Genomic DNA, 23,290 nt, shown 5'->3' with positions numbered 1-23,290 from the left:
GATCGACAGACGCCGGAACACGCCTCGTTTCATCTGTATTACCGTCCGCACGACTTCGCTTGATCCGAGGGGACATCCATCGAAAGCCGTGCCCGGATATTGGTGGCCTCGCGGGGCAGGTACCGCGAACGGATCTGCGACGGCTTCGTCTGTCACCGCACGAGCTTTGCCTTATCTCTCCTCTCCAAGAATTTAGTTGAAAAGCTCGGTGGCAGCGCCTCGGGCAACATCCAGGGCAACATCACGAAGGATATTTTTCTTTCCTTTGCGTTGAAGTCTCTATCTAACAACAGCTTTGTCGCAGACCCGACATCTCGCGCAACGAGCGTGCCTCATCGAGGAGTGGACTGTGCTGCGCAGCAGCTCGCCAAGTTTGGTCGAAGAAATTCCGGCCCTGGTGGAAAGAAGGTCGTTGTTGGAATAGGCCGGGGCTGAGATGCCCTGATTTCAACCCGATTGAGCGAGCCTTCGTCAAGCTCACGGCGCTGTTGCTCAGCGCGGCAGCCTGCACGATCTCGGACCTCAGGGCGGCGATCCGGCAGGCCTTCTCGTGCTTCACTCCGCAGCAGTGCCGCAACTACCTCGCCGCGGCCGGCTACAAGGACGACTTGGCCTCCGCTACCTGACCGGCAACAGCTCTAACCCTGCGACGCCAGACGCCAATCGTTCCTGCACCCAGCAGCACCCGGGCCGACGCATCAATGTTTTGCGTCCGTCTGACTACCGCCGATGCCGGTGGAGAAATCTTCGGCTCGCACCTCCCCGTCGAAGACGGTCTTGATTACCCGGGCCACGCCGGCGCCTAGCTCTGGCGGATGGATCGACTTCGCCCGCCGAATGGCCTCAGTGATCACGTCCTCGTGGCTCACCAGGCCGACGCGCTCCAACTCGTGCAGCAGGAGCGCGTTCATCACCAGGGCCGCCAGCGACTGATGCGCCATAGCCGTGAGGTCCTTCGCGATCTGCGCCGAGTTCTCCGCTTGCAACAGGACCAGCTCGGTCAGCTGCTCGGGGGTGAAGGGATCGTCGGTGGTGTCGCTCATGCCCAGCCAGGATAGCGGAAGCGCCAGAACTATAGATCTTACGGCCTGCAACTGGTGCTTGGTCAGCCAGCTACGCGGTCGCAAGGAATCAACGCCGCAACGGACCTGTTGAGTTCCCACGGGCCCCTGAGCTGGCAGCCAAGGGGCGCCGGGCGCCTCGCCGCACAGTCTTCAGTGCAGCCGTTTACGACACCGCGGCTCAGGCCGCGGATCTTCACGCTGTGCTTTAGCGTCCGTCGACCGGTTCTCCAGCCTCCAGACGCTTGGGGCCTTGCCCGACCAGCGCCGGAACGCATGCGTGAAGGCTGCGGGTTCGGAGAAGTGCAGGGCCTCTGAGACCTGCGTCACGCTCAACCCGGTGTCGACCAGCAGCCGCTGTGCCACTTGGAACTGCGTCTCACTGGTGAGCTGCTTGAAGCTCGTGCCCTCCGCCCGCAACCGGCGGGCCATGGTGCGGCGGTTCGTCATTTGCCTGTGCGCAACCCGGTCGGCTGTGCAGCGCAGCTGGGTGACACTGGTCTGAAGGTAGCGGCGCAGCTCGTCCGTCAACGTGTAGGGCTGATCGGCCCCGATTTGGCGGATCTGCCGTTTGAGGGCTCGGCGGGCAACCGGGTCCGCGCCCGCGATCGGCTGCTCCAGGAGTTCGGTCGGAAATACCAGCGTGGCCACCTCCTCGTTGAACCGGAGCGGCGCACGAAAGAAGGCGCTGTAGGGCCGCGTGTCCCGCGGGGCGGAGCGCGGTAGCAACACCTCCAACGGAGCCAAGCCGGGCCCGCACAGCTCCCGCAGCAGGTTGGTCATGGTGGCAAGCGCCCGCTCAGAATTGTGGGCTGCCCCCTCAGCTCCTGGGCGGTAGGGTGAGTGACTGAGGACCGCTACGCCGCCACACGTGCAGAGCCCGATCACCGCGCCCCAGTTCCGCCTGCCGACGTGCTCTTCGAGAGCGCGCAGGGCGTCCCCAACCGTGTCCGAGTTGCGCATCAGCAGGCCCATTGGCCCGAGCGAGGCCAGGGTCGTCTGCTGGCCGATGAGGAGACTTAGGTGGCGACAGCCGGTGCGCTCGGCTCCGAGGGCGATCAGGCGGCCGAACACGGCGTAGGAGACCAGGGTGTTGCCCCCGTCCAAGTAATCCGGATCGAGGCCGACCTCGGCCACGAGGGCGTCGGCATTTGCGCCGAGTTCGACGAGGACGGTGTAGACTGCCTGCGCGACCTGGGGATGGATGAAGCCGACGAGCGGCGTCTCAGGCGAGCTGGAAGTTCCGGCTGCGGGAGACGGATCCGAGCGACTACCCGCGCCTGACCAGACAGAATTCGCCATGACGTAGCCCCCGTTTCCAAATCAGACGGCTCTCGAAAACATAGGTTGATGCAATGAGACACGGGTCGAGGCTTCAAGCAACTTTCGTACCTTATCTGACAGTTACAAAAACCGCGCTTCCGCGGCCGCGAGCTATTCGATCGCGCACAATGACGAGTTTTATATTGTATTCAATAGCCATACTGCCCCGATTAGGAGATCATGCCCCAGCGTAAAATCACCCTGGCATCAGCCTGTCTTCAGCGCGTGACCCCGGGCAATCTGGTTCAATCAGCGAAACTAGCCCGCGGCGATGCGATGTAATTCGCGAGAGCCGTGAGGAGCGCCAATCTTTAACGATCTACGCTCAATTCTACCTGCGGCCTCGATCTCGTCGTGATCCGGTAGAGGTCGGCTGTTCCTGCGTTAGGCGTACCGCTTTGCACATCCTCAATCCGCTCACCGGAAAAATCGTCGAGCTTCCCCGGCCGAAGCCGAAGCCGAAGCCGAAAGCGGAGTGAAGGCTTCAGCTCCATGCCTTCTGCCCCGGAGTACCAGCTACGGATTGCTCGGCACCGACCCCGTGGGGGAGTGGACGTCGAGAACGCGATCTTCGACGCTACCACGATGCAGGTCGCGATTGCCCAGGCCACGGAGCTGACGGGCAGGTTCCTGGGAAACCAGCTGGGCGTGGCAACGCTGACGAGCGCGAAGTGGGGCCTCATCTGGTCGTATCGGCACAACATGCCGGACCCGCCTGGGCCCTAGAGCGCGGCCCGATCAGTTTGAAGCACAAGCGTCGTCCTCGTAGCCGGCAGCTGTGAAGTAGTTGCGGCATTCTTCGGGCGAGAAGCGCGTGAAGGCTTTGTGGATCGCCGCCCAGAGATCGCTGACCGTGCGCGCCGCCGCGCTGAGCAACAGCGCCGTGAGTTTTGCGAAGGCTTGTTCGATCGGGTTGAACTCAGGGGAGTACGGCGGGAGGTACAAGAGCCGGGCTCCGGCTGCCTCGATCGCCTCGCGCACGCCTGCTACCTTGTGGACGCCGAGGTTGTCCAGGATGAGCGTGTCGCCCGGCCTCAGGGTCGGGACCAGCGTCTCGGCCACGTAGGTTCGGAAGCGCTCGCCCGTCACGGGCCCGTCCAGCAGCGCAACCGCACTCGGCCCGCTCGTCCTCAGCCCGGCGATGACGGTAGTGGTCTTCCAATGACCAGCGGGCGCCGCGATCCGGCAGCGCTCGCCGCGCGGAGCCCAACTATCGCGGCGGACCATGCTGGTGTTGGTCGCCGTCTCGTCCAGGAACACGAGACGGTCCGGATCGAGCTCGGGCTGCGCCTCGAACCAAGCCTCACGCGCCGCTCTTACGTCCTCGCGCTCCTGCTCAGCTGCGTGCAGAGCCCCTTTTTGCGCGTGATCCGGTGCCGGGCGAAGAAGCGCGACAGAGAGCTGGTGCTGACCGCGACCCCGCGTTCCTGAAGAGCCTCACGCAACGCGCGCAGGAGGACCTGCGGGCGGGCCTGGTAGGTCTGCCGGATGAGGTCGGCATGAGCCTCGATGTGGCGGGAGCGCTGGTCGCCGCCCAGCGGCTTGGGCGCGACGTGGCCCACGCGCCGCTTCTGCTGCGACCAACGGCTGGCGCTAGCCCGGCTCACGCCGAAGCGCTCGGCGGCTTGCCGGCAGGTCGCCCCGGACGAAACCGCGGACGCCACGCGCTGGCGCAGATCGACGGACAAGGTTGTCGGCATGGTCTCTCCTCCTTGCCCCGCCAACCCCCAGCCGCCCAGCGCAGCTTCCGATCGGACGAACCCCGCTCTAGCCGTTGCAGCTACTGGCTTTCCATCAGGCCGTTCATGGCGCGGCACCTTTCAGCCGCATCGCCTCCGCCGGCCATGCATCCCGGTTGGCGCGCACCTCGACGAGTTCCGCCTGGAGTGCTCTGATCCGCGCCTGCAGATGCCCGGCGTCAATTGCGGCCTCGATGAGCATCTCCTGCGCTTGGGCAAGTTGCTGGCGCAGCTCGATGTGAAGCGGCGATTGCGGGCACCGCCGAGGCGCAGCAAAGGATGTCTGATACGTCGTTCGACGGCCACGCGCTAATGTACGGTGAATGACTCAGGCTTTCGCAGAACGACAAACGCCCCAGAAGCGGGTGCTCCTGAGGCGCTGCCGACCTTGCGGCCAGGTTGATCGGGCTGGGGATGCAACGGTCAACCGACTTGTGGCATCTTACGCGGCAGGAGGCGATGAAGAGGACCAGTCCCTCGCCGCCCGCCGCCCACACCCCGACGCAATGTCGGGAGCGGTTCGGCTTGGCTCGACTTTAGTACGAACCGAATTTGTAGTTCAGGCCGGCGCGGACGACGGCGAACTCGTCGGAGCGGCGTCCGACGGGGTTGAAGACGGCCGGGACGTTGTTGACGGTGTCGATCACGAACGCACCCTGGTTGCGAGTGCCGCGATCCAGGTTCACGTACAAGCCCTCGATCTTCACCGTTACAGCCGAGGAGCGGAAGAAGTTCAGGAACGAGTCGTTGGCCAGCGCGAACTCGATGCCGCCGCCTGCGGTCCAGCCGGTGCGGAAGCTGTCGTTGCCAGCAAACCCGCCGAAGTTCCGGCTCACGCTACCCGAGCCGTAGGCGAAGCCGCCGGTGCCATACACGAGAGTGCGGTCGAAGGCGTAGCCGAGACGGCCGCGGACCGTGCCGAAGAAGTCGAGGCTGGAGAGACCGCGCGGGTCAGTGACTAAGAAGCCCGGCGCCAGCGCGCCGCCGACGATCACGGCGTTATTCCGGTTGCTGCCGAAGCCGAGATACTGAGCGTCGGCCTCGAAGCCGATCACCACACCCCGACCAGGGTTGAACTGGTAATTGTAGCCGATCTGGCCACCGCCCGAGAAGCCGTCTTGGCTGCTGTTGCGGAAGACGGCCGTAGTTCCGGGGGTCGCGAAGGGCACCGGCACCGCGAAGGCCGAGCCGGTGCTGCGGCTGCTGGCGTCAAACGCATAGCCAGCGTTGAAACCGAAGTACCCACCGGTCCAGGTGAACACCGGGACGGGCGTGAACACCGGCGGGGGCTCCGCGCGGCGCGGCAGGTCGGCAGCCGAAGCGGCGCCGGCGAGGGCTGTGAACGTGGACAACGCGGCCAGAAGTTTCTTCATGACGGTGCTTTCCCCTGATTGAAGCTTAATCAGCGGAAGGGTAGCAGCGTACATACGGCCAAGCTGTATCGCCAAGGCCACACTAGCGGCAGAAGTGAGGTCAAAATGCAGTAATATGCCCAAGTCTCCGTATACTCATCACAATTCGGTCCGTTTCGAGCCTGTGTTGGATTCATGACGGCATTCTCAACGCGTTTTGTATCCTGCATTGAAGCCCATATGAGGATTAGATGCACCGTGTTCGATCGTACATTATCGGATGCCAGGAAGCGGATACTGTTTCGAGCGCCACCAGCATGCATGTGACCGCCTGACAGACATACGGCGATGATGTCGACGCCGTTCACGCGGCAGCGACATGGATCGTCGAGTACGTCGGGCGACTCGTCACGCATATCAATGACGCCAGCATCCTCACGATCGGCATCTTCGAAGACGTCCCGCTCGTCGCCTCCGGTCGTCATGTGCACATTAACGTCCGGGCCGTGTTCGTCACGGTGCTGGAAACCGCACGGCATCCGTTGGCGAGCATATATTGCGCCCTGGTACGGCCCAAGCTTTCATTGCCGGAAGTCAGCCGAGGGCGAGCGTGCCGACACGGATGCCCTGCCGGCTGCGCATCGCAGCTTGCCGCTGGTGGAGCAGGTGCGCTGGAAAGTGGAAACTGGGGAGAGTTGCCGAATGTACGGTGATGGCCGCGAGTCGAATTTTAAGCTGGATCTCCACAAAAATCGAAATTGCATTTTGCTGTTTGAAGCAGAGTGAAAAATAAACCGTGGGCCTTATTGCCGCAGATCTTGAGCCCGTTTGCAACTGACATTCTTTCGTTTGTTGAGGATGTTACTGCCGTCCGGGAAAAGTTATTACTCACCCCCGCCCTTAAGTGGGATTTACCATTCGGGACCAACGGGTTAGGCCAGATTTTCGCGGTTCCTGCGGTTATAGTAATTGCGGCGCCTTTATCCGTACTTACTGGTGCATCACCGCGTCTGCCATAGCAGATTTCGCGTTTATACTGTTTTGTTCCGAAATTTCGCTTTCAAAGGTTCCGGACCCTCACGGGCGGGAAATTTGAGTCGCATGCCAACATACTGATGCAATTGGCCTTTCGAAATTTATGAGGGGGTGGGTAATTACCGGGAAAAGGTACCGGTTTCCCGCCTATCTACACGCGAGTTCCGCCTTCGCCGCCAGTGCTGGCATCAACCACCTGAGCACCGCCAGAACAGCTATGACCACCCCGCCTGGATCGCTCGTCACTTCCATCGAGCTAAACAATTTCACGTATTACGGAACCTGAGGCGTGCGACCGTGTAATTTCTAAAGACTTCGCCGTCTCGCCCCTGAGGGGTTACCATGCGCTCCCGTTCGCTCGCTACATTGTCGGGCTCGTTGCTGACGGCGGTGTTCTCCCTCCCAGCTGTGGCCGAGGTCCGCATTAGGATCGATCAAACCAGCCAACAGATGGCTGTCTCCGTTGATGGGCAGCCTCTCTATCACTGGCCAGTGTCAACCGGATTACCGGGACACAGAACCCCAAACGGATCATTCAGGGCCTTGCGGCTGGAAAAGGTGTACTTTTCTCGCAAGTACGACAATGCACCGATGCCTCATGCCGTCTTCTTCACATCGGTCGGGCATGCGATCCATGGCACTCGGCACGTCAGACAGCTCGGCCGGGCGGCGTCGCACGGATGTGTTCGCTTATCCCCCTCAAATGCTGCAGCACTATTCAGCATCATCGAAACTGAGGGCTCAGGAAGCGCACGGATCACAATAGGAGGTAATGATCCATTGGTTGTCAGCCATAGAGCACGTGGCTTTAGGACGGTATCACATCGGCGGCATTATGATTATGGTGCTGTGCCCGCAGGGTTGCAGATGCAGGCGGAACCCGTTCACGGCTATTACACCCGCGTTCCGGTCGGCCCATCCTACCGACACTCAGCATATGCACCCTATGAGTTCGGTGCGGACGAGGTCAGCCTCGAATAGTGGGCGCACCCGCAGCGGCTTTTCGGCGATCCAGTTACCAAGTTTTCAGAGACGGAGCTGTTCGCCTCCGCGTTCCTGGCTACCGCAGCAGATTACGCGGTGACTGCTTTCAATCTGCCGATTCAGTAATCACGGCAACCGCTGCTTGCCCAGTTCAACAACTGAAGCAATCGTAATTTGGCCGACGCGTAGAACAGCTCACATCCGGCACTTACGGGCAGGTGCATCGTCGCTGGCGCCCTCCGCCCTCCGCGGAGAGCGACGCAATGCGCGGATGCGCGCTCAAGTAAGCTGAAGAGCTACGTGGAAGGCCGAGGCCTCGCGCCTCATGTTCAGGGGTAGTCCGCACCGCTCGAACAGCTTCAGCATAGGGGCGTTGTCCGGCAGAACCTCCGCTGTCAGTTCGGCCAGCCCGCTCTTCCGGACGAGACCAATGAGGTGCCGCATCAGCACGGCACCGATGCCCTGACCCTGATACCGGTCTACCACAGTGAACGCCATCTCGGCTTGGCCGAACTGGGTCACGATATAACGAGCGCCGCCGACGATCACGCGTTCGCCGGCCTCTTCCGCAACCGCGACCAAAGCCACATGGCTCGTGAAGTCGACGTCTAGGAAGAACTCGATCTCCTTGTCGGTGAATTGGCGCTTCGCGCCGAAGAAGCGGCGGTAGAGCGACTGCGCACTTGTATGTTCGACGGCACTCAGCAGCCTTTCCCGATCGTCCGGCCGCAGCGCGCGGATTTCCAGTGGCCGGCTGTCTCGCATACGCTCAACGGCGACGTAGTGCGAAAGATCATCCATGCGCGACCTGCAGACCTGAAACGAGAAAAATAGAACGCATCATTATTTTTGTCGACCCGCGACTACTGAATAGCGGGACACTCAATCACGTGCAGCTCTATCGCGGCGGGTTGCGCTGAGCTCATAGGCGCAGCTTATCAATCCCCTTTTTAAAGTGCACCTGCCGCGAAAGCTCAGATGCGCTGAGTATTGTCTCTTCCGATCAAGGGTATCTTTGTTAGGCTCCTACAAGAACCGCACAATACACTCACCTCGCCACGCGGGCGACGGCTGTCCGCTGCTTCAGCGGCATTAACAAGGTGTTCTGAAAAGCCATCCCCGCCAGTCGAATAAGCGTCCGCTCATCCCGGCAGGATAGCCGCCTGGGCAGAGGTGGCGAGGCCGCAGACTGGCGCTGGCGAACGTGTAGTTGGTGACGGTGTCGGCGCACTTTCGCAATGGCGGCGAACTGTGGGCCGGCGTGAGAACTCAGGGCTGCCTTCTGTTGAGGTACACGTGGGCCTGCACGCAACCTCCTTGATAACAGACGTGCGCGCCTGCTTCTGTCCACATCCAACATGGCCGCTTCGGCGGGTTGCTCAGAGCCGCCTCTTTGTCGACAGACCACTTGGCCACGTAGGCCGGAGTGCATTGCCGCGTCGGTATGGCTCCGCCTTGAGCAGCCGGCGCTACTGAGCCAACGGCAAAGAGCAACGCAGAGGCAGTCAGGGTGCACCTCATCCCGTCAAGATAGCCGCCGGTGCGCGGGTGTCGAGGCTGCGCAGCTTCGAATGCCCTTCGACCGCAAAGCGCTCCGATCGAAAATTCATGGCATCTCAGGAATAACAGTATTGCGAGCGATTGGAAACGATGTATCTTGTTGTTTCGGTGCCGAACAGGTGCTACTCGTCCCTTCTTGGTGGTCGAAACCATGCTAACGCTGGCTGTTCCGGAACGGAGCAATGGAAACCGCTACGCCGAGCGACGGTGCATTGCCGTGGCGAATGCGAACTGGTTCCGCAAGCTGGCATGGCGTGCGCTGCGCGACGGAGCGCCGAGAGACGAGTTTCGGGCCGCCAATGCCCGAACTGCCGCCCGCATCGTCATTCGGCAGGCCAAGCGAGACGCTCTAATTAGCAGCATCGCTCGCGAAGCTCTCGCACAAGGTCTGTAGCTTCCTCCCACGGACGCTCCACCTTCGGCGCCGCTTCCTCGAGGAGGCGGGTAGTTAGAGCCTCTCATGCACCACGCGACCCGCTGACGAGCCGAAGCCTGATCGGTCAACCGGCTATGACCCTACTCAACCGAAGTTATCGGAAGCGGGAAGCAGCTGGCTAATGCCGAAAGCGATGCGGCGATGAATGCCTGTTGGTCGACATTGTCGCCGATCAGCCGTGAGTACGTAATCCTCGGTTTGCCTTGAACAGTACCGTCGCGCTTGAGCGTGAAAAGGACGATGATTTCAGATCCTGTCGCTTCGGGTGCCGCCTTGGCATGCCGCGCACTGGCGCCCAGAGCCTCACAGAGATCTTGAGGCGAATTCGCAGGATCCGCATGCGCTGCGGATCCCACGAGGGACAACATCAACGTCGGAACAGTCAGGCGCATCAGTCCCCTCCGGGACCTTCACGGTGCCGCACGTAGCCCTGGCCGGCGAGCCAGTCCGTCACGGAGCTGCCTCCTGAAGCGGCTTGCACTCGTCGACGACGTACACGGACCGCATGCTCAGCGGCTTGTCACAAACCACCGTGTAGCCCCGCATGAGGCAATACGCGTCTGTCGGTCCCTCGCCCGCCTCTATGCCGAGACCGAGAGCACCAGGACGGCACTTGATCGGGACCTATCCTGAAGGTCAGGGCATCCTACCCGAACATCGGGATGTGAAAATCATTCAGCAATCAGCGAGTAGGTCAGTGGCGCTACAGCAGGGCCGCCAGCCACTTCGGAACCAGGAATACCACGAAGGCGCCTACGAGCGCGGCGCTGAAGCTGAGCACTTCAGAGGCTGGCTAAGCGCTCGAGCGCATATCTACCCCAATCAGGGCACCAAATGTCGTGCAGATCCGCGCGTTTGTATCGATCCAGCTGCCGCAGGTTCGGCACCTCGAGAACAGCATGAGTCGCTCAGCATCCCCTGCAGATGCTGCCGATCGTCCTCTTCGTCCGCGCGTCCATCGCCTTTTGTCGCGCGTCGAGCTCCTTTTGCATCGTGCCCCGAGCCTGTTCCTTCTCAGCTGCTTCAGCCATCCCGTCCGTGCTGGCGGGATTAGCCGGATCGCTGCCCTGCTGCACCGTGGCGGGAGTCGGCTGCCTACGCGCGGGAGCTGCAAGCGCCGGGGTGGCTAGGAACACGAGTGCGATAGCAAATCGGATCATGGAGGTGTCCTCCACTGCGGAAGGCCGACGATACCACGCCGACGGCTGAAAACTCAGCAGTCCCCGAGATCAGCGTGGATTTTCTGCAGCTTTAATCTCCCTAACGTACAACAGGTCTCGCCTGACAACTAAACATCCGACTAACCACGTATCTGGAAGAAGTTCTATCCAATAAACGCATCGTCACCGATGACGCGATCATTCTGTCGCACAGTCAGTGAGCCGGCGTCGTCTCCCGGCATCATTTTCTCCGACTGCCCGACAGAGATTTGAAGCTGATGCTGGCTGCGCCGGCCCAGATCTGCCCAAGTGAGCCGAGGACAGGACGCAGTTCACCCGAGGGGCCGTCCTATCTGATCAAGCGGCGCGCGCGGGAACTGTCAGGATGGAGCGCCGGCACACCCGGAGCACGACGATGCACGATGCCGAGCAGCTCATCCTGACCGCCAAGCCCGACGAGGGTTCACTCGACGCCGGGGCCGCTAAGGAGTTCAAGCGGAAGGAGTACGAGCGGGAGATGCACAATCTTTGAGTGCAGCTCTGCCATTTGCAGGACGGGGTCAAGCGGACCGGCGCCCGCATCATCGTTGCGTGCGAAGGACGCGATGCCGCCAGCAAGGGCGGCACGATCAAGGCCCTCACCGAGCGGGTCAGTCCCCGCGTGTTCCGCGTCGTCGCGCTGCCGGCACCATCGGACCGGCAGAAGACGCAGATGTTTATCCAGCCTACATCGAGCATTTCCCAGCGGCCGGCGACATCGTGATCGTCGCCCGCGTTGGTACAACCGCGCGGGCGTCGAGCGCGTCATGGGCTTCTGCAGTGATTTGGAATACCGCCGGTTCCTCGACCTCTGCCCGCGGATCGAGCGCTTCATTGTCGATGGCGGGATGCAGCTCATCAAGTTGCCGTAGCCAGACATCTCACACCGGACGATCGCGCCGAAGTGGATCGTAAGCCCGCCCGCAGTCGTGGTGATACTCCCGCCGGCGGCCTTGAGAGAGCAGCGCGCCCGGTCCGCCGCGGCGGGCTTCTTCATGCGCGCTACGGCTCGTCCCGTCCAAGCTTAGCTTGCGCTCGATGCCCAGCTGCAGCCCGGACTTGATCACCGCCCCAAGCTGGCGGTCACTGTTGATCGATTTGGTAGCCGGTCTCGTGTAGTGGCCAGTAGGAGTGATGCCAATGAAGGCACGCGTAGCAGGTGTAGAGCGACACGCCCAAGAACAGGACAGGCAAGATCAGGTCAATCACTCGGTGTGCCCATGCAGCGCCAGGGCCGCCACGACCATCTACGGGCATACAAACACCATGACGGCGAGCAAACCCATGGCAATCCTCCTGCCGCGGGCCGGGAGAACGCCGGACGAGCCGTCTTCGATCCCGACGCGTCCGCGCGGCGGCAGATTCCATTCGCAGGTAGCCCGAAAGCCGTAGAACTCTCAACCGGAGGTCACGGTCCAACGGATGCGGTAATGCCTAGCAGCTCGCTGGCTTCGACTAACCTTATGCAGGCGCCACGTCTGCTCCTGCCGGGTCTTGTCCATGGGCCTTGGCACGTCGATCGTAACGAGCTTACCGGTGATCGGGTTTAGGATTTCCATTGGGCGCTCCCCTGATGAACCCTCTATAAAGAACCTGAATTGTGTTTTAACCTTGACCATATACGGCGGCATATACTGTTTACAGCTTAATATTCAAATGCGCGCGGCATTGATTCCGAGCACCTCTAACAAAAATCAGTTTTGGCTGATGGCTGATTTCTGTGCACTCTGTGGCACCCCTTGGAGGTGAATACCCACCGGCCCGGTCGCACACGCCCCCCACTCGCTCAAGCCTCGCCGCCTCGCAATTGGCGGCATGCAGGGCGTTGTCCGGCAAGACAATGCGTCCGCTCAGATCGAGGGCGAGGCTAAGGCTGCCTGAGGCCGCCCGAACCCACACCCAGCCGGCTGCGGAACAGACACCCTCGCCGGCCTCGGGGACCACGAGGGTGTCACCCCGTTTTGTGCCCTGCCCCGCAACTTCAGGGAGGATGATCCGTGTCGACGGTGGAGCCGCATTCCTCGGACTTTGGCCCCATGAACATGGCCCGGCTCGCCGACGCCCGAGCCGAATCTCGAACCTGCGTTGGTACGTCCGTCCCGGCCGGCGGGACGATGACGATGATCCGCCGCCCTGTCCGGCTGTGGTAATGCCGCGACCGAAAACACCGCCGAGCGCCGCCGCGCTCGCCGTCTGCGCCTGATCCGCCTCGAACTCGGACAAGGGCTGGCCTTTGTGGCCGGCCCCTATCGTCTGTAGCAATCCTACGAAGGTTGGCTCACTCGGCAGCTGCTGGCCTCACCTTTCTCGGCTTGCGGGCCTTCCCGCTTCGCAGCGGGTTCAGCAGCCTTCTTCCGGCCGCGGGTCTTCGGGGCTTCAGCGATGGTCTCAGCGACGGCAGCCGCCTTCGGAGCGGCCTTCCGGCGCTGCTGGCCAAGACCGGCGCTTTTAGCCAACGCAGAGCGCTGAGCCGAGTAGCTCGCGGCCGTCGAAGGGTAGTCCTGGGGGAGGCCGTAGCGCGCCCGGTACTCCTCGATCGTCATGCCGTTCCTGCCCAAGTGCCGCTTCAGGGTCTTGTATGGCTTACCGTCGATGAAGCTGATCAGCGCGTCCGGCGCGATCGACTTCCGGATCTGCACGGGCGTGAGCTTCTCGGCCGCCGGCGCTGCGGATGCGCCGACTTGGCCGAGGCTGGACAGTGCCGTGTAGACGCCGGAAATCAAGGCCGGAAGCTCCGTAACCGGAACGCTGTTGTTCGATACGTAGGCGGCGACGATATCGGCGGTCAATTCCGTGTGATCATATTGCGGGCTTTCTATGTTGTCATTCATGTGGCGCTCCTACGTGAGACGCGCGCAAGAACGAGCCAACTTATTCCCGAAGTCAAGTGATAGCGCAAAAAACCCGGGCGCAGCTTGGGCTTTTACGTTATACGGCCGGCACAGCTCAAATCATCGCCCATCGTTCACCGCACTTTACGACTGATTGACTGTGGTGCCGCAATGGAAACGCCTGTTCCGGCGACCAGCGCTCGACCGGGCGCAGCGACCTCTCTGCCGCGAGTTGCGTCCCGACGGACCCTGCTGGCATCCTTGCCGGTGGCAGCTGCGGTTGCGGAAGCGAAGGATGGGAGCGCGACGTTTGTGCGTCGCTACCGCAGCCCCGGAGCGCACCGGCCTGCTTCGACGTGGATACTAAAACTTACCCCGCTGCTCCTGGTCTGATGGCCACGTTCTGCACTGCGCAGGTCGCATAAGCCATTCAGGATCATGGGCCGGGCTCCGATGACTGAGCGCCAAGTTGAGCAGGTATGCCTAAAGCCCTGTGAAAACGGGCGTGATCGCGTTGCGACACGCCTGGAATACAAAAGCTTTGCGACAGCCTCGTTCGTCCGGAAGCCGTGGCTCTTTCGATCAAGCGCCGCACTGAGAAACCGCGAGAATGGGATGATGGCGGCATTTCTGATGCCGTTGATGAGATGAGGGAGAGAGCTATGCCGTATCTGAAATTGACAAGGGCCTTTATCGCTGCTGCGCTCGCGCTCGGACTGGGCGTTGGAGCGAAGGCTGCTCCCTTCAGCAATACTGGACCCGCGGTCGAAGCGTCTGGCGCGGCGGATGGTTTGGTTCTCAAAACGCAGACCCTCGGGATGGAGCGTCGACACGAGAGAAGGATGGGTCGGCAGGAGCGAAGGATGGACCGGCGGGTGAACCGGCAGGAACGGAGGATGGATCGGCACGATCGACGGATGGGGCATAGCTATTGACATCGTCCATTAATCCGCAGCCTTCGTCTTCACCCGCCCCGGCCGTTGCACCGTCGGAGGCTGCGGATCATGTTGGCGGCCGGAAACGGCAGGTCGTGCATTGGATACTCACAGAGGCCAAGAGGATCCTCGGCATCTTCGGCTATCTCTGGGTGGTCTTTGGGCTGCTTATCCTTCACGAGCACATCGTCCTGTCGCGCCACGGCATCGGGTACGGGTTTTACGGACTGGCTTTTATCAATGCCTGGATCTTGGCCAAGATCATGCTCGTGGGCGAGAGCCTTGATGTCCTCCCTATTTTTCGGGGACGACCGCTGGCGTATCCAATCCTAGCTCGATCGTGCGTATTTGCCGCGCTCCTGGTGTGCGCCTACGCTCTAGAAGAAGTGGCTCTCGGGCTCTGGCATGGAAAGACGTTGGCCGGGAGTGTGCCGACGATCGGCGGCGGGGGCGTTCGCGGATTTGCGTCAGTAGTTCTGATCATGGCTGTAGCGCTGATCCCCTATGTCGCCTTCCGCGAACTCGGCCGGGTGTTGGGGCGGGAGCGCTTGCGTACGCTTCTTTTCTGCGGTGAAGGGGCAGCAAAGACGCTTCGAGACGGGTCGGGCACGGACGCGGATTGATGCGTCGGAAGACGGCCCAACCCCTCAGCCCCCCGCTGAGAAAATCCTGAAGTCCCCATTGCCACCGGTCGGCATTAGTAGATTCACCAGGATCGCCAAGTGGGCAAGCAGGATCGCGGTGGCTGCCGTCGAGGCCTGCAACCACCGCATCGACGACAACGCGGGCATGTTCATTCCGACGCCGAAGATGCAGGGCGCCGTCGACCGCGCCGATGCCGCAGCGCGGGCGGTCAACCAGATCTACCTTGACACCGTGGCGACGCCCGACCTGCCGGACAACGTCCTGATCCATGTGCTCCGGGTCTGAGTTCTCTATACGGTAGGGGGCGGGCGTAACTGGTGCGCGAAGATCCGCGCGCTGGGCAGTCCGCGCATCACGCCGAGATGGCTTTTCAAGTACAAGTTGAACCACCTGCTGCGCAAGCCAAGTCGCATCGATCCCAGGGTGCGAAAGGCCCTCATGCTCGAAGACGAGAAGGGCGCAGTCCCTTCAGGCGATCGGTTCAAGTAGCACGAGTTCCGAGGTCCCGCATGCTCTCGGACGGGACACGCGGGGCCGGGCAGGCTGCCGGCGGTCCGCCTGTCAGGCGACAGGGCAAACTGCCCCCCTGACGCCATGAGGACCTGACCCCCTCGATGAGCGAGGAGGTCGAGATGATCAGGAACGAGGATCAGGCTCTTCAGCGGACGGACGATCCGCGGAGGACCGAGATGAAGACGCCGGACGACGTGTCGGCGATGGTGCGGCTGAAGGCGCTGGGCTGGGGCGCCAAGCGGATCGCGACCGAGCTCGGCTGTTCGAAGAATACGGTCAAGCACTGGCTCCGTCAGGGCGATTGGCGCCCCTCTAAAACGCCCTCACGGTCGAAGCGGCTCGACGGCTTGACGGACTGGTTGGCCGAACGGTTCCGGCAGCATGCGGGCAACGCCGACGTCGTGCGCCAGGACCTCGCCAACGAGAAGAACATCCACGTCAGCCTGCGCACCGTGGAACGGGCCGTGGCGCCGTTGCGGCGGGACTTGGTGATCGCCGCGCGGGCGAGCGTGCGGTTCGAGACGCGGCCAGGTGAGCAGATGCAGATCGACTTCGGCGAGCGGCGGATCGAGATCGGCGGCGTGCCGACCCGGGTTTCGCTGTTCGTGGCGACGCTCGGCTACTCGCGCCGCCTGCACGTGCGCGCCTTCGGCCACGAGCGGCAGGAGGACTGGTTCGCCGGATTGGAGAGCGCCTTCCAGGCGTTCGGCGGCGTGCCGCGCGAGGTGCTGCTCGACAATGCCCGCGCCCTGGTCCTGCACCATGACCCGGTCAGCCGCGAGGTCATCCTGCATCCGCGCTTGCACGCCTTCTCCCGGCATTGGGGCTTCCGGGTGCGAGCCTGCGCCCCGTACCGGGCGCGCACGAAGGGCAAGGACGAGCGCGGCGTTGGCTACGTCAAGAAGAACGCAGTGGCCGGTCGCCGCTTTGCGAGCTTTGCCGCCCTGGAGGCGCATCTCGACGCCTGGACACGGGACGTGGCCGACCGGCGCGCGCACGGCACGACCGGTGAGGCGCCGCACGCGCGGTTCGCCCGGGACGAGGCCCGGGCGCTGCGGCCGCTGGCGGGCGTGCCGCCATTCTCCGCCGCGCGCGACCTCGTGCGCCGGGTCGGGGCAGACTGCGCGGTCAGCGTCGACGGCAACGCTTACTCGGTGCCTTGGCGGCTGATCGGCGAGCGGGTTCGCGTCACCGTGAGCGGAGCGGTGGTGCGCGTCCACCACGGCGGACGGGAGGTCGCCGTGCACGCCGCGTTGAAGGGACGCCACGGCCGTGTCGTCGACGATGCCCATCTGGCCGGGCTTGTCGGCAGCCGAGAGCGACCGGCTCACCGGCTCGACCCGTCTTCTGCCATGCCACCGGCGCTGTTGCGGCCGCTCGCCGAGTACGAGGCAGTCGCCGGGGGAGGCTTCTGATGGGCGAAGATCACCTCACCATACTGCTCGATCGCCTGAAGCTGACGGCTATGCGCGATCAGCTCGATAGCTTGATCGACGAGGCCGGCCGGGGCGAGCTGACGATCCGCGAGGCGCTGACCCTGTTCTGCGAGCGCGAGATTGCTCGGCGTGACCAGCGCCGCATTGACATGGCCTTCGGTCTGGCTCGCTTCCCCTTCGTGCGGGATCTGACCGGCTTCGACTTCGGCGCCCAGCCCTCGCTGGACAAGGCACAGATCCGTGAACTCGCCACCGGCCGCTTCATCGCCAATGGCGAGGCGGTGCTGCTCCTCGGCCCACCGGGTGTGGGCAAGACGCACTTAGCGGTGGCGATCGGGCGCGCGGCGATCGTGGCCGGCTATGGCGTGCTGTTCACCCCGGCCACGACGCTCGTGGCGCAGTTGGCCAAGGCGCATGCTGAAGGCCGGTTGGAGGAGCGACTGACGCACTACGCCAAGCCGAAGCTGCTGATTATCGACGAGCTCGGCTATCTGCCGTTCGAGCCGGATGCCGCGCATCTGTTCTTCCAGCTCGTCAGCCGCCGCTACGAGCGGGGCGCGATGCTGGTGACCTCGAACCGGGCGGTGGGCGAGTGGGGTAGCGTGTTCGGCGACGCGGTGGTGGCTACCGCGATCCTCGATCGGCTGCTGCACCACAGCCACGTCGTCACCATCCGCGGCGACAGCTACCGGCTTCGTGAGAAGCGTCGCAGCGGCCTTCTGCAAAAGGCGGCTGCGGTCCCCCAACCCACACCCGTCTAGGCGAGGGGAAATCGGCGTGGGGGTCAGATCCTCATGACGCGAAGGGGTCAGTTCCGGATGTCGCTTGAAACCGCCGGCTAAGTCATCGATAGGGCAGGGGATGCCGGGGTGCTGCGCTAGTGCACACACGCCGACGAACGCACCACGTGCCTGCCCGTTTGCGCCCTAGAGTTGAGTGAGACACCTCGTTAGCGGACGCTGTCCGCATCAGAGGTGAACGATGACGACAGAGACAACGACGGCCGCAGCGGCAGGTCCGGGGTGGGGCGGGCGGATGTCCCGTCAGCGCAAGCGCGATGCGGTGCTGCGGCTGGTACGCGGCGAGGATCTGGAGACGGTCTCTCGCGAGCTGGGCGTCACGGCGGCGACCTTGAGCGGCTGGCGCGATGCCTTTCTGTCCGGCGGCGAGGCCCACCTGGCGACCCGCGCGACCGACGCTGAGGCGCTGGAGAGCGCCCGTCTGAAGGCCAAGCTCGGCGAGATGCTGCTGGAGCGCGAGCTTCTGGAGGCCAAGATCGCGGTCCTGGAGGGCGGCCGCCCTTTAGCGCGGCGGAGGTGGAGGTCATGAGCCGGACCCCCTCGCCGAGCCGCAACACGCCTTACGGTCTGGCCCGGGTCTGCCGGGTCTGGCGGACAGCCCGCGCCAGCGTCTATCGACAGCGTCATCCTGCACAGCCGCGGGCCCAGCGACCTGGACCGACCGGCCCGATGCCGGACGCGGACTTGGTGGCGCGGATCCGCGGCGTCCTGGCCGCCAGCCCGTTCCACGGCGAAGGCCACCGCAAGGTCTGGGCACGGCTGCGCGTGGCTGGCGTGCGCACCTCCAAACAGCGCGTGCTGCGGCTGATGCGCGAGCACGATCTGCTCGCGCCTGCCCGCGTCGGATCTCCCCGGGGACCGCGCAACCACGACGGCACCATCATCCCCGAGGCGCTGAACTGTGGGGCACCGACATGACCACGACCTGGACGAGCGAGGGACAGGTCGCGGTGTTCATCGCCATCGATCATCACAACGCCGAGTGCGTCGGCATCCATGCCGCCCGGCGCGGCACCCGCTTCGAGGCGCTGGAGCCGCTGCGCCAGGGCGTCCGCCGCCATTTCGGAGCCGTCGCCAAGGACGTGGCGCGCGGGCTGAGCGTCCGGCACGATCACGGCAGCTGCTACATGGCGCACGATTTCCAGACTGAGCTCGCCTTCTTGGGGGCGGAGAGCTCGCCCGCCTTCGTGCGAGCGCCGGAAGGCAACGGCTGCGCTGAGCGCTTCATCCGGACGCTGAAGGAGAAGCTGCTCTGGGTGCAGAGCTTCGACACCCTGGAAGCCTTGCGCCAGGCGCTCCTGGCCTTCCGGGAGACCTACAACACCACTTGGCTTATCCAGCGGCTCGGCTTCCGGTCGCCCGCCACTGTGCGCCAGGAGCGACTTTCACCCGCGGCTCTCGCCGCGTAGGCTCCTTCCCGGTGTCTCACAAACCGAGGGCGCTACACCCGCTAATATGCTGCTGTGGCTTCGAAAACCACGCTGCCTTGTGTACGTTTTTTTGGCGTCAGAGCATTAGTGCCTTTTCACCAGAACAGGGGACGCAGGTGCGGGTGACCAACACGCGCAACGGCCAGTCGGTCGTGGTGCGCATCAACGATCGCGACCCCTATGTCGGCCGTCGCATGATCGATCTGTAAAAAACTTCAGCTCAGGCCATCGGCATCGCCGGCCTTACAAAGGGCTCCATCGCACCATTGTAATTGCTTCCGAAGGGTACATCCCGGCCAGTCAGCACCCTTAGATGACGGCGCGCTGGATTACGCGCTTAGCGGGCCACGCTGACCCTTCTCATCGATTTCTGATCGCGCTTATAAGCCGAAATGGCGGCAGAACACCCGAGCGACAGCTGCTTGAGCTTCACCCGGAAGCACGCTTCCACCTCGGGCCCGCCTGGCGGAAACTGACTGCAGTGTGCCAAGTAGTCGCCGGTGCAGCTCTGTTTGAGAGCCTCACGAGTAGGTGACTGTTGGGCGAGCACCGCGAATGGAAACATCCCGAGAGCCAGCATCAGATAGGAACCTAACATTCTCATCTTCAATCCTCCTGCTTGCAAAACCAAACCGCTTGAAGATGAGAAAGCACAGGGCGCAGAAAGCCATCTCGATAGTAAACCAGGTGAATACGATCCAAACAGCTTCTCGATGGGATCTGCTTTTGGTGTGAACGAAGGCAGGCTCGTCCTTTTTGCGCAAATTACATTACCCCTGAATAAATCCAGCCAAAACGACGACTATTATGCCGGGTTCTATCAAAGCAGCTACAAGTCTGCAGTTCGCGCGATTGTGCCACTACCCTCGCTAATCGGGCCGGCCCGCGAACTGGGTCTATTTGGTGTTTGTATTTTTGCGCGGTTCCATGCTCGTGAAGCTGCGGTTGCCCGATCGGCGAAGGGAAGCTGTTACAGTCTTGCACACGATGGCAACGGTCCTCACGGACCAGCCCTCTACGGGGTGAAACGACTTGCTTCTCAGGTGCATGCAACTGGGCGGCGACGCTGAACTAGTGAGCAGTTTTACTGGTTTAGAAGCCGTGATTATAGGGCGTGCGAAGGCCGCTTCGGGCGTGCCCAGAAGCGCAAGAATGAGAGCGTAGCGGAGAAGGGCAGAGACCCTGAGTTGTGGCACGATCAGAGTGTCGCGCATCACCGTCTCCCGGTACCCCAAAACAGCAAGCACCTGAGCGTTCATGCCGTCCCGCCAGATCAGCCATCAGCCGCCCGATGCGATGGACCAGTCCCCTTATCCTACAATGCCGCCTTTATCGGTGCCCGCTGGCGTGCTCCGCCCAATTCAGGGCATCAGCGTGAGATCACGCGGACAACCCGGCGCGAGTCGAGGTCGATGACGACCGCGCGGTCATCGGGAGATATGTAGTAGCCGTAGTAGCCAGTCGGGTTCAGCCCCGCGAGTGAAACATTCTGAAATGAACCCAACCCCAGCCAGCCGGGGATCACACTGCCTCGCCCGACGCGCACGCCACTCGGTTCGCTGTAGTGAGGTCCCGCATCGAACAGCGTTTGGATCGTCCCGCTCTCGTCACCCTGCATCAGAACGCCTTGATCGCCGAGATGCGGATTGACGCGCAGCACGAGCGGCTCAGCCAGCGCCAGCGAGCCAGTCAGAAGACCTGCCGTCGCAACGCCAACTGCGGTGAGCAGGCCCGTTGCGCGAGCGAGCATGGTAGACATGGTCTCCTCCCTAGATAAGTGGTGGGCGAACGCCGAGCCCGGCACCCTGATGTAGTATGGCCATAAGGATCCACGGTGCTTGATCACTCGGGACGCTCCGAGAACTTTCAATTCAAAATACCCAAGTAAACTTGGCTGTCATTGGCTTGGAACCGAGCCTCTCAAACGTAATCGCAACGGATCCAGTGTTCGGGGCAGGCAAAGGCTCTGTTTCCGAGGACGAGCATCGCCTCCCTACCTCGGCATCGCTCGTGTGATGAGTGTCGGCGGCCATTCGACCATGTTTTCGCCCCACTGCGAGCGAAGCATGGCAATTAACATGAGTGAGTCGCCCATCTTCGAAGTCCGGATTACGACGTGCGAGACGGGCAGCATCCTGCGCGCGCCGACCGAACGCGAGCTGGCTGCCAAGGCGGAAACTCTGATCCGCAGGGTTCATGCACGCGGCGAGCTGATCGGCTTCAGCATCAAAGGACCAAGCGCGGACGGCATAGGCCGGATCCAGGTGTATCTCGAGGATGTCCTGGTCGAGGTCGGGCAGGCCAGCAACTGACCCCATTCGTCTGCGGTCACGAAGCTCCACATCGCGGGCCGTGTGCGGCTCGTCGGATCAAGCGGGGCGTCCGGCCCGGCGTTAGTGTGCCCAACAGCAAAGGGTTGATGCTGCGCGGGCCCTAGGTCCGCCCCGATCACGCGGATTGGGCGCGGACTGCCTTCAGCACGTCCCGAGCAAGGAGACAGCCCCATGAACAAGATCCTTATCGCGGCAACGGGCATCGGCGCCCTGATCCTGACCAGCTTCACGGCGGACGCGCGCGGATTTCGCGGGGGGGGCGGCGGCTTCCGGGGCGGGGGCGGATTCCATGGAGCCGGGATGCGGGGCGGCGGCTTCCGAGGGGGCGGCTTCCACGGAGGGCGCGTGGCGGGTGGCTATCGCGGCGGCTTCCGGGGCGGATATGGCGGCTACCGGGGCGGCGTGGCGGGCTATCGTGGCGGGTATGGCCGCTACGGCTACAGAGGTGGGTATGGGCGCTATGGCTACCGCGGTTATGGCCTCGCGGCGGCCGGTGTCGGCGCTGCCGCCTATGGCGCGCACCGCTACTACGGCGGCGGGTGTGGCGCCTACAGCTACTACGACGCGAATCACGGCGGCTGCGTGCCCTACTGAGCGGTCGCGCCAGCGTCCTACGGGTTTGGCCACCCTGGCGTGACCCGGTGCAGCCTGTGTCCCCGGCGTCCTCAACCAACCGGCCAACCGAGACGCCGGGCCGTGGCCAGAAGCGGTCCCGGAGGAAGTCTGGCCTGGGCTGCGCGTCCGCGCTCAGTAGACCCAGCGAAACCCCCGCCGTATCCGTTCGCGCCCCATCTGGCCACCCCGGAGATGATTGCGAAACAGCCTGTCCGTGGCATGCACCGCCAGGCCGTACTCACCCCTGCAGTTCTCTGCCCGCTCCTTAGGCAGGTCGCCGCGCTCGACCAGGTAGCCGAAGGCGCGCCGGTCCGAGCCGTATGCGAGGCAGAGCAGGTTGTATAGGCGCTGGTAAAACAGCCCGTGATCATCGGCGTAGGTGGCTTTCTCCTGCTTGTCCTCCGCGCCGTAGCTCGTGAACAGGATGGAGCTGCCCGCGATGATCTGCCGGGCCTGGGCCGGCTTCAGGCGGAGCAGGACGAGCGCGGCGAACTGGTCGGCGGCGTCCTCCTCGCGGCCGAGCACAGGTACGTCCAGCAGGTCGAACAGGGCATGCCCGGTCTCGTGCAGGAAGACCTGCGCGACTGGGCCGGAAACGGCATCGTGAAGCGACAGGCCGCCGAGGGACGGGGCCCTGCGCGCCCGATCGCGCACATCCTAGATGTATTCGTAGCAGACCGTGACCGAGCGGGTCTTGGGCTCGTACCAGGCGTTGCTCTCGCCGTCGCACTCGGACAGGCGCAAGGTCATGGCCCGCGGCAGCCGGACCATACCGACGATCTCGCGCAAGCCCTCAAGGACGCGGCGTGCGCGCATTTCCCGGTATATCTCCTGTGCCTGCGCGGTCTTCGGAACCTGGTAGACGGTCCGGATCGGGCTGCCCGTATCGGCCCGGGAGGCGCTGATCATCAGGGTGAAGGCTAACCCGGCGAGGGCAAGCGGCCGTGGCATCGTCCCGCCTCCAGGGCTTCGGGGCGTCGGGGCGTCGGCAACATCGGACAGCGCGGACAGCCCTGGCGGGACCCGCGCCCCTGCTCTCGGTCACCGTCTACGTCGCCTCACC

The 23,290-nt window shown here is 63.2% G+C and carries 17 protein-coding genes and 5 pseudogenes; 12 read left to right on the top strand and 10 right to left on the bottom strand.

Translation table 11 applies throughout. The features are described 5' to 3' along the window. Positions 1-102: 102 nt before the first annotated feature. Together JOE48_RS05935 and JOE48_RS05930 are read left to right on the top strand one after the other, a co-directional pair. A complete protein-coding gene (locus tag JOE48_RS05935) occupies positions 103-435 on the top strand; it encodes a hypothetical protein (RefSeq protein WP_210028621.1) in 333 nt (110 codons plus the stop codon). Between the two features lie 5 nt (positions 436-440). Then, positions 441-626: pseudogene (locus tag JOE48_RS05930) on the top strand (IS630 family transposase); the annotation flags it as partial. Between the two features lie 72 nt (positions 627-698). On the opposite strand, the gene JOE48_RS05925 reads toward JOE48_RS05930, so the two are convergent. The 5 genes from JOE48_RS05925 to JOE48_RS05905 form a co-directional block, all read right to left on the bottom strand. Further along, complete coding sequence (locus JOE48_RS05925; RefSeq protein ID WP_210028620.1) at positions 699-1,043, bottom strand: hypothetical protein; 345 nt, start codon at positions 1,041-1,043, stop codon at positions 699-701. A gap of 171 nt (positions 1,044-1,214) precedes the next feature. Then, a complete protein-coding gene (locus JOE48_RS05920) occupies positions 1,215-2,363 on the bottom strand; it encodes an AraC family transcriptional regulator (RefSeq protein WP_210028619.1) in 1,149 nt (382 codons plus the stop codon). A gap of 759 nt (positions 2,364-3,122) precedes the next feature. Then, positions 3,123-4,084, bottom strand: a protein-coding gene (locus JOE48_RS05915; RefSeq protein WP_409518563.1) for an IS630 family transposase whose coding sequence is annotated in 2 segments (ribosomal slippage) — positions 3,123-3,748 and positions 3,748-4,084 — 963 coding nt in all. Because the reading frame shifts where the segments join, the coding sequence is not laid out codon by codon here. Between the two features lie 103 nt (positions 4,085-4,187). After that, positions 4,188-4,325: a hypothetical protein gene (locus JOE48_RS05910; RefSeq protein WP_210028614.1), complete on the bottom strand. Its 138-nt coding sequence runs from the start codon at positions 4,323-4,325 to the stop codon at positions 4,188-4,190. 334 nt (positions 4,326-4,659) lie between these two features. After that, positions 4,660-5,496: an outer membrane protein gene (locus JOE48_RS05905; protein WP_210035592.1), complete on the bottom strand. Its 837-nt coding sequence runs from the start codon at positions 5,494-5,496 to the stop codon at positions 4,660-4,662. A gap of 1,356 nt (positions 5,497-6,852) precedes the next feature. Between JOE48_RS05905 and JOE48_RS05900 the strand changes: the two genes are divergently transcribed. Continuing rightward, positions 6,853-7,491, top strand: coding sequence for a L,D-transpeptidase (locus tag JOE48_RS05900; protein ID WP_210028613.1), 639 nt, complete (start codon positions 6,853-6,855; stop codon positions 7,489-7,491). A 282-nt stretch (positions 7,492-7,773) separates the two neighbouring features. Here JOE48_RS05900 and JOE48_RS05895 read toward each other — a convergent pair whose 3' ends face one another. Both JOE48_RS05895 and JOE48_RS05890 read right to left on the bottom strand, forming a co-directional pair. Continuing rightward, positions 7,774-8,295: a GNAT family N-acetyltransferase gene (locus tag JOE48_RS05895; RefSeq protein ID WP_210028612.1), complete on the bottom strand. Its 522-nt coding sequence runs from the start codon at positions 8,293-8,295 to the stop codon at positions 7,774-7,776. A gap of 1,275 nt (positions 8,296-9,570) precedes the next feature. Then, entirely contained in the window at positions 9,571-9,882 is a 312-nt protein-coding gene (locus tag JOE48_RS05890) for a hypothetical protein (RefSeq protein WP_210028610.1), read from the bottom strand. 1,183 nt (positions 9,883-11,065) lie between these two features. Between JOE48_RS05890 and JOE48_RS05885 the strand changes: the two are divergent. After that, positions 11,066-11,552 (top strand): annotated as a pseudogene (locus JOE48_RS05885) (polyphosphate kinase 2); the annotation flags it as partial. A gap of 1,401 nt (positions 11,553-12,953) precedes the next feature. On the opposite strand, the gene JOE48_RS05880 reads toward JOE48_RS05885, so the two are convergent. Then, positions 12,954-13,520, bottom strand: coding sequence for a MucR family transcriptional regulator (locus JOE48_RS05880; protein WP_210028609.1), 567 nt, complete (start codon positions 13,518-13,520; stop codon positions 12,954-12,956). A gap of 1,030 nt (positions 13,521-14,550) precedes the next feature. On the opposite strand from JOE48_RS05880, the gene JOE48_RS05875 reads away from it, so the two are divergent. From JOE48_RS05875 to JOE48_RS30120, 6 genes and pseudogenes are all read left to right on the top strand, one after another. Continuing rightward, positions 14,551-15,078, top strand: a complete 528-nt coding sequence (locus tag JOE48_RS05875) for a hypothetical protein (RefSeq protein WP_409518562.1) — start codon at positions 14,551-14,553, stop codon at positions 15,076-15,078. Positions 15,079-15,196: 118 nt separating this feature from the next. Then, positions 15,197-15,385, top strand: a complete 189-nt coding sequence (locus tag JOE48_RS05870) for a hypothetical protein (RefSeq protein WP_210028607.1) — start codon at positions 15,197-15,199, stop codon at positions 15,383-15,385. A gap of 404 nt (positions 15,386-15,789) precedes the next feature. Then, positions 15,790-17,028, top strand: coding sequence for an IS21 family transposase (gene istA, locus JOE48_RS05865; protein WP_210035590.1), 1,239 nt, complete (start codon positions 15,790-15,792; stop codon positions 17,026-17,028). After that, positions 17,028-17,810, top strand: coding sequence for an IS21-like element helper ATPase IstB (gene istB, locus JOE48_RS05860; RefSeq protein WP_210028606.1), 783 nt, complete (start codon positions 17,028-17,030; stop codon positions 17,808-17,810). Before istA ends, istB begins: the two co-directional genes overlap by 1 nt. Before the next feature lie 220 nt (positions 17,811-18,030). Beyond that, positions 18,031-19,258: pseudogene (locus JOE48_RS05855) on the top strand (IS3 family transposase). A 128-nt stretch (positions 19,259-19,386) separates the two neighbouring features. Then, positions 19,387-19,551, top strand: a pseudogene (locus JOE48_RS30120) (RlpA-like double-psi beta-barrel domain-containing protein); the annotation flags it as partial. A 1,097-nt stretch (positions 19,552-20,648) separates the two neighbouring features. On the opposite strand, the gene JOE48_RS05845 reads toward JOE48_RS30120, so the two are convergent. Next, positions 20,649-21,038: a hypothetical protein gene (locus JOE48_RS05845; RefSeq protein WP_210028605.1), complete on the bottom strand. Its 390-nt coding sequence runs from the start codon at positions 21,036-21,038 to the stop codon at positions 20,649-20,651. 307 nt (positions 21,039-21,345) lie between these two features. Between JOE48_RS05845 and JOE48_RS05840 the strand changes: the two genes are divergently transcribed. Further along, a complete protein-coding gene (locus tag JOE48_RS05840; RefSeq protein ID WP_312893092.1) occupies positions 21,346-21,591 on the top strand; it encodes a hypothetical protein in 246 nt (81 codons plus the stop codon). Between the two features lie 192 nt (positions 21,592-21,783). Further along, a complete protein-coding gene (locus JOE48_RS05835) occupies positions 21,784-22,206 on the top strand; it encodes a hypothetical protein (RefSeq protein WP_210028604.1) in 423 nt (140 codons plus the stop codon). Between the two features lie 153 nt (positions 22,207-22,359). Here the strand turns inward: JOE48_RS05835 and JOE48_RS05830 are convergent. Next, positions 22,360-23,136, bottom strand: a pseudogene (locus JOE48_RS05830) (DUF4344 domain-containing metallopeptidase). Positions 23,137-23,290 lie beyond the last annotated feature (154 nt).

Origin of the sequence: Methylobacterium sp. PvR107, from assembly GCF_017833295.1 — a bacterium.
In the GTDB taxonomy this organism is placed as follows: domain Bacteria; phylum Pseudomonadota; class Alphaproteobacteria; order Rhizobiales; family Beijerinckiaceae; genus Methylobacterium.
Note: the sequence above shows the minus strand (reverse complement) of the source record. Positions and strands in the feature narration are given on the sequence as shown.

What these genes read in the sequence shown, in the direction of transcription:
- JOE48_RS05925 (WP_210028620.1), bottom strand. Translation starts at nt 1,043, where the DNA reads ATGAGCGACACCACCGACGATCCCTTCACCCCCGAGCAGCTGACCGAG.
- JOE48_RS05920 (WP_210028619.1), bottom strand. Translation starts at nt 2,363, where the DNA reads ATGGCGAATTCTGTCTGGTCAGGCGCGGGTAGTCGCTCGGATCCGTCT.
- JOE48_RS05910 (WP_210028614.1), bottom strand. Translation starts at nt 4,325, where the DNA reads ATGCTCATCGAGGCCGCAATTGACGCCGGGCATCTGCAGGCGCGGATC.
- JOE48_RS05905 (WP_210035592.1), bottom strand. Translation starts at nt 5,496, where the DNA reads ATGAAGAAACTTCTGGCCGCGTTGTCCACGTTCACAGCCCTCGCCGGC.
- JOE48_RS05900 (WP_210028613.1), top strand. Translation starts at nt 6,853, where the DNA reads ATGCGCTCCCGTTCGCTCGCTACATTGTCGGGCTCGTTGCTGACGGCG.
- JOE48_RS05895 (WP_210028612.1), bottom strand. Translation starts at nt 8,295, where the DNA reads ATGGATGATCTTTCGCACTACGTCGCCGTTGAGCGTATGCGAGACAGC.
- JOE48_RS05890 (WP_210028610.1), bottom strand. Translation starts at nt 9,882, where the DNA reads ATGCGCCTGACTGTTCCGACGTTGATGTTGTCCCTCGTGGGATCCGCA.
- JOE48_RS05880 (WP_210028609.1), bottom strand. Translation starts at nt 13,520, where the DNA reads ATGAATGACAACATAGAAAGCCCGCAATATGATCACACGGAATTGACC.
- istA (WP_210035590.1), top strand. Translation starts at nt 15,790, where the DNA reads ATGAAGACGCCGGACGACGTGTCGGCGATGGTGCGGCTGAAGGCGCTG.
- istB (WP_210028606.1), top strand. Translation starts at nt 17,028, where the DNA reads ATGGGCGAAGATCACCTCACCATACTGCTCGATCGCCTGAAGCTGACG.
- JOE48_RS05845 (WP_210028605.1), bottom strand. Translation starts at nt 21,038, where the DNA reads ATGTCTACCATGCTCGCTCGCGCAACGGGCCTGCTCACCGCAGTTGGC.
- JOE48_RS05840 (WP_312893092.1), top strand. Translation starts at nt 21,346, where the DNA reads ATGGCAATTAACATGAGTGAGTCGCCCATCTTCGAAGTCCGGATTACG.
- JOE48_RS05835 (WP_210028604.1), top strand. Translation starts at nt 21,784, where the DNA reads ATGAACAAGATCCTTATCGCGGCAACGGGCATCGGCGCCCTGATCCTG.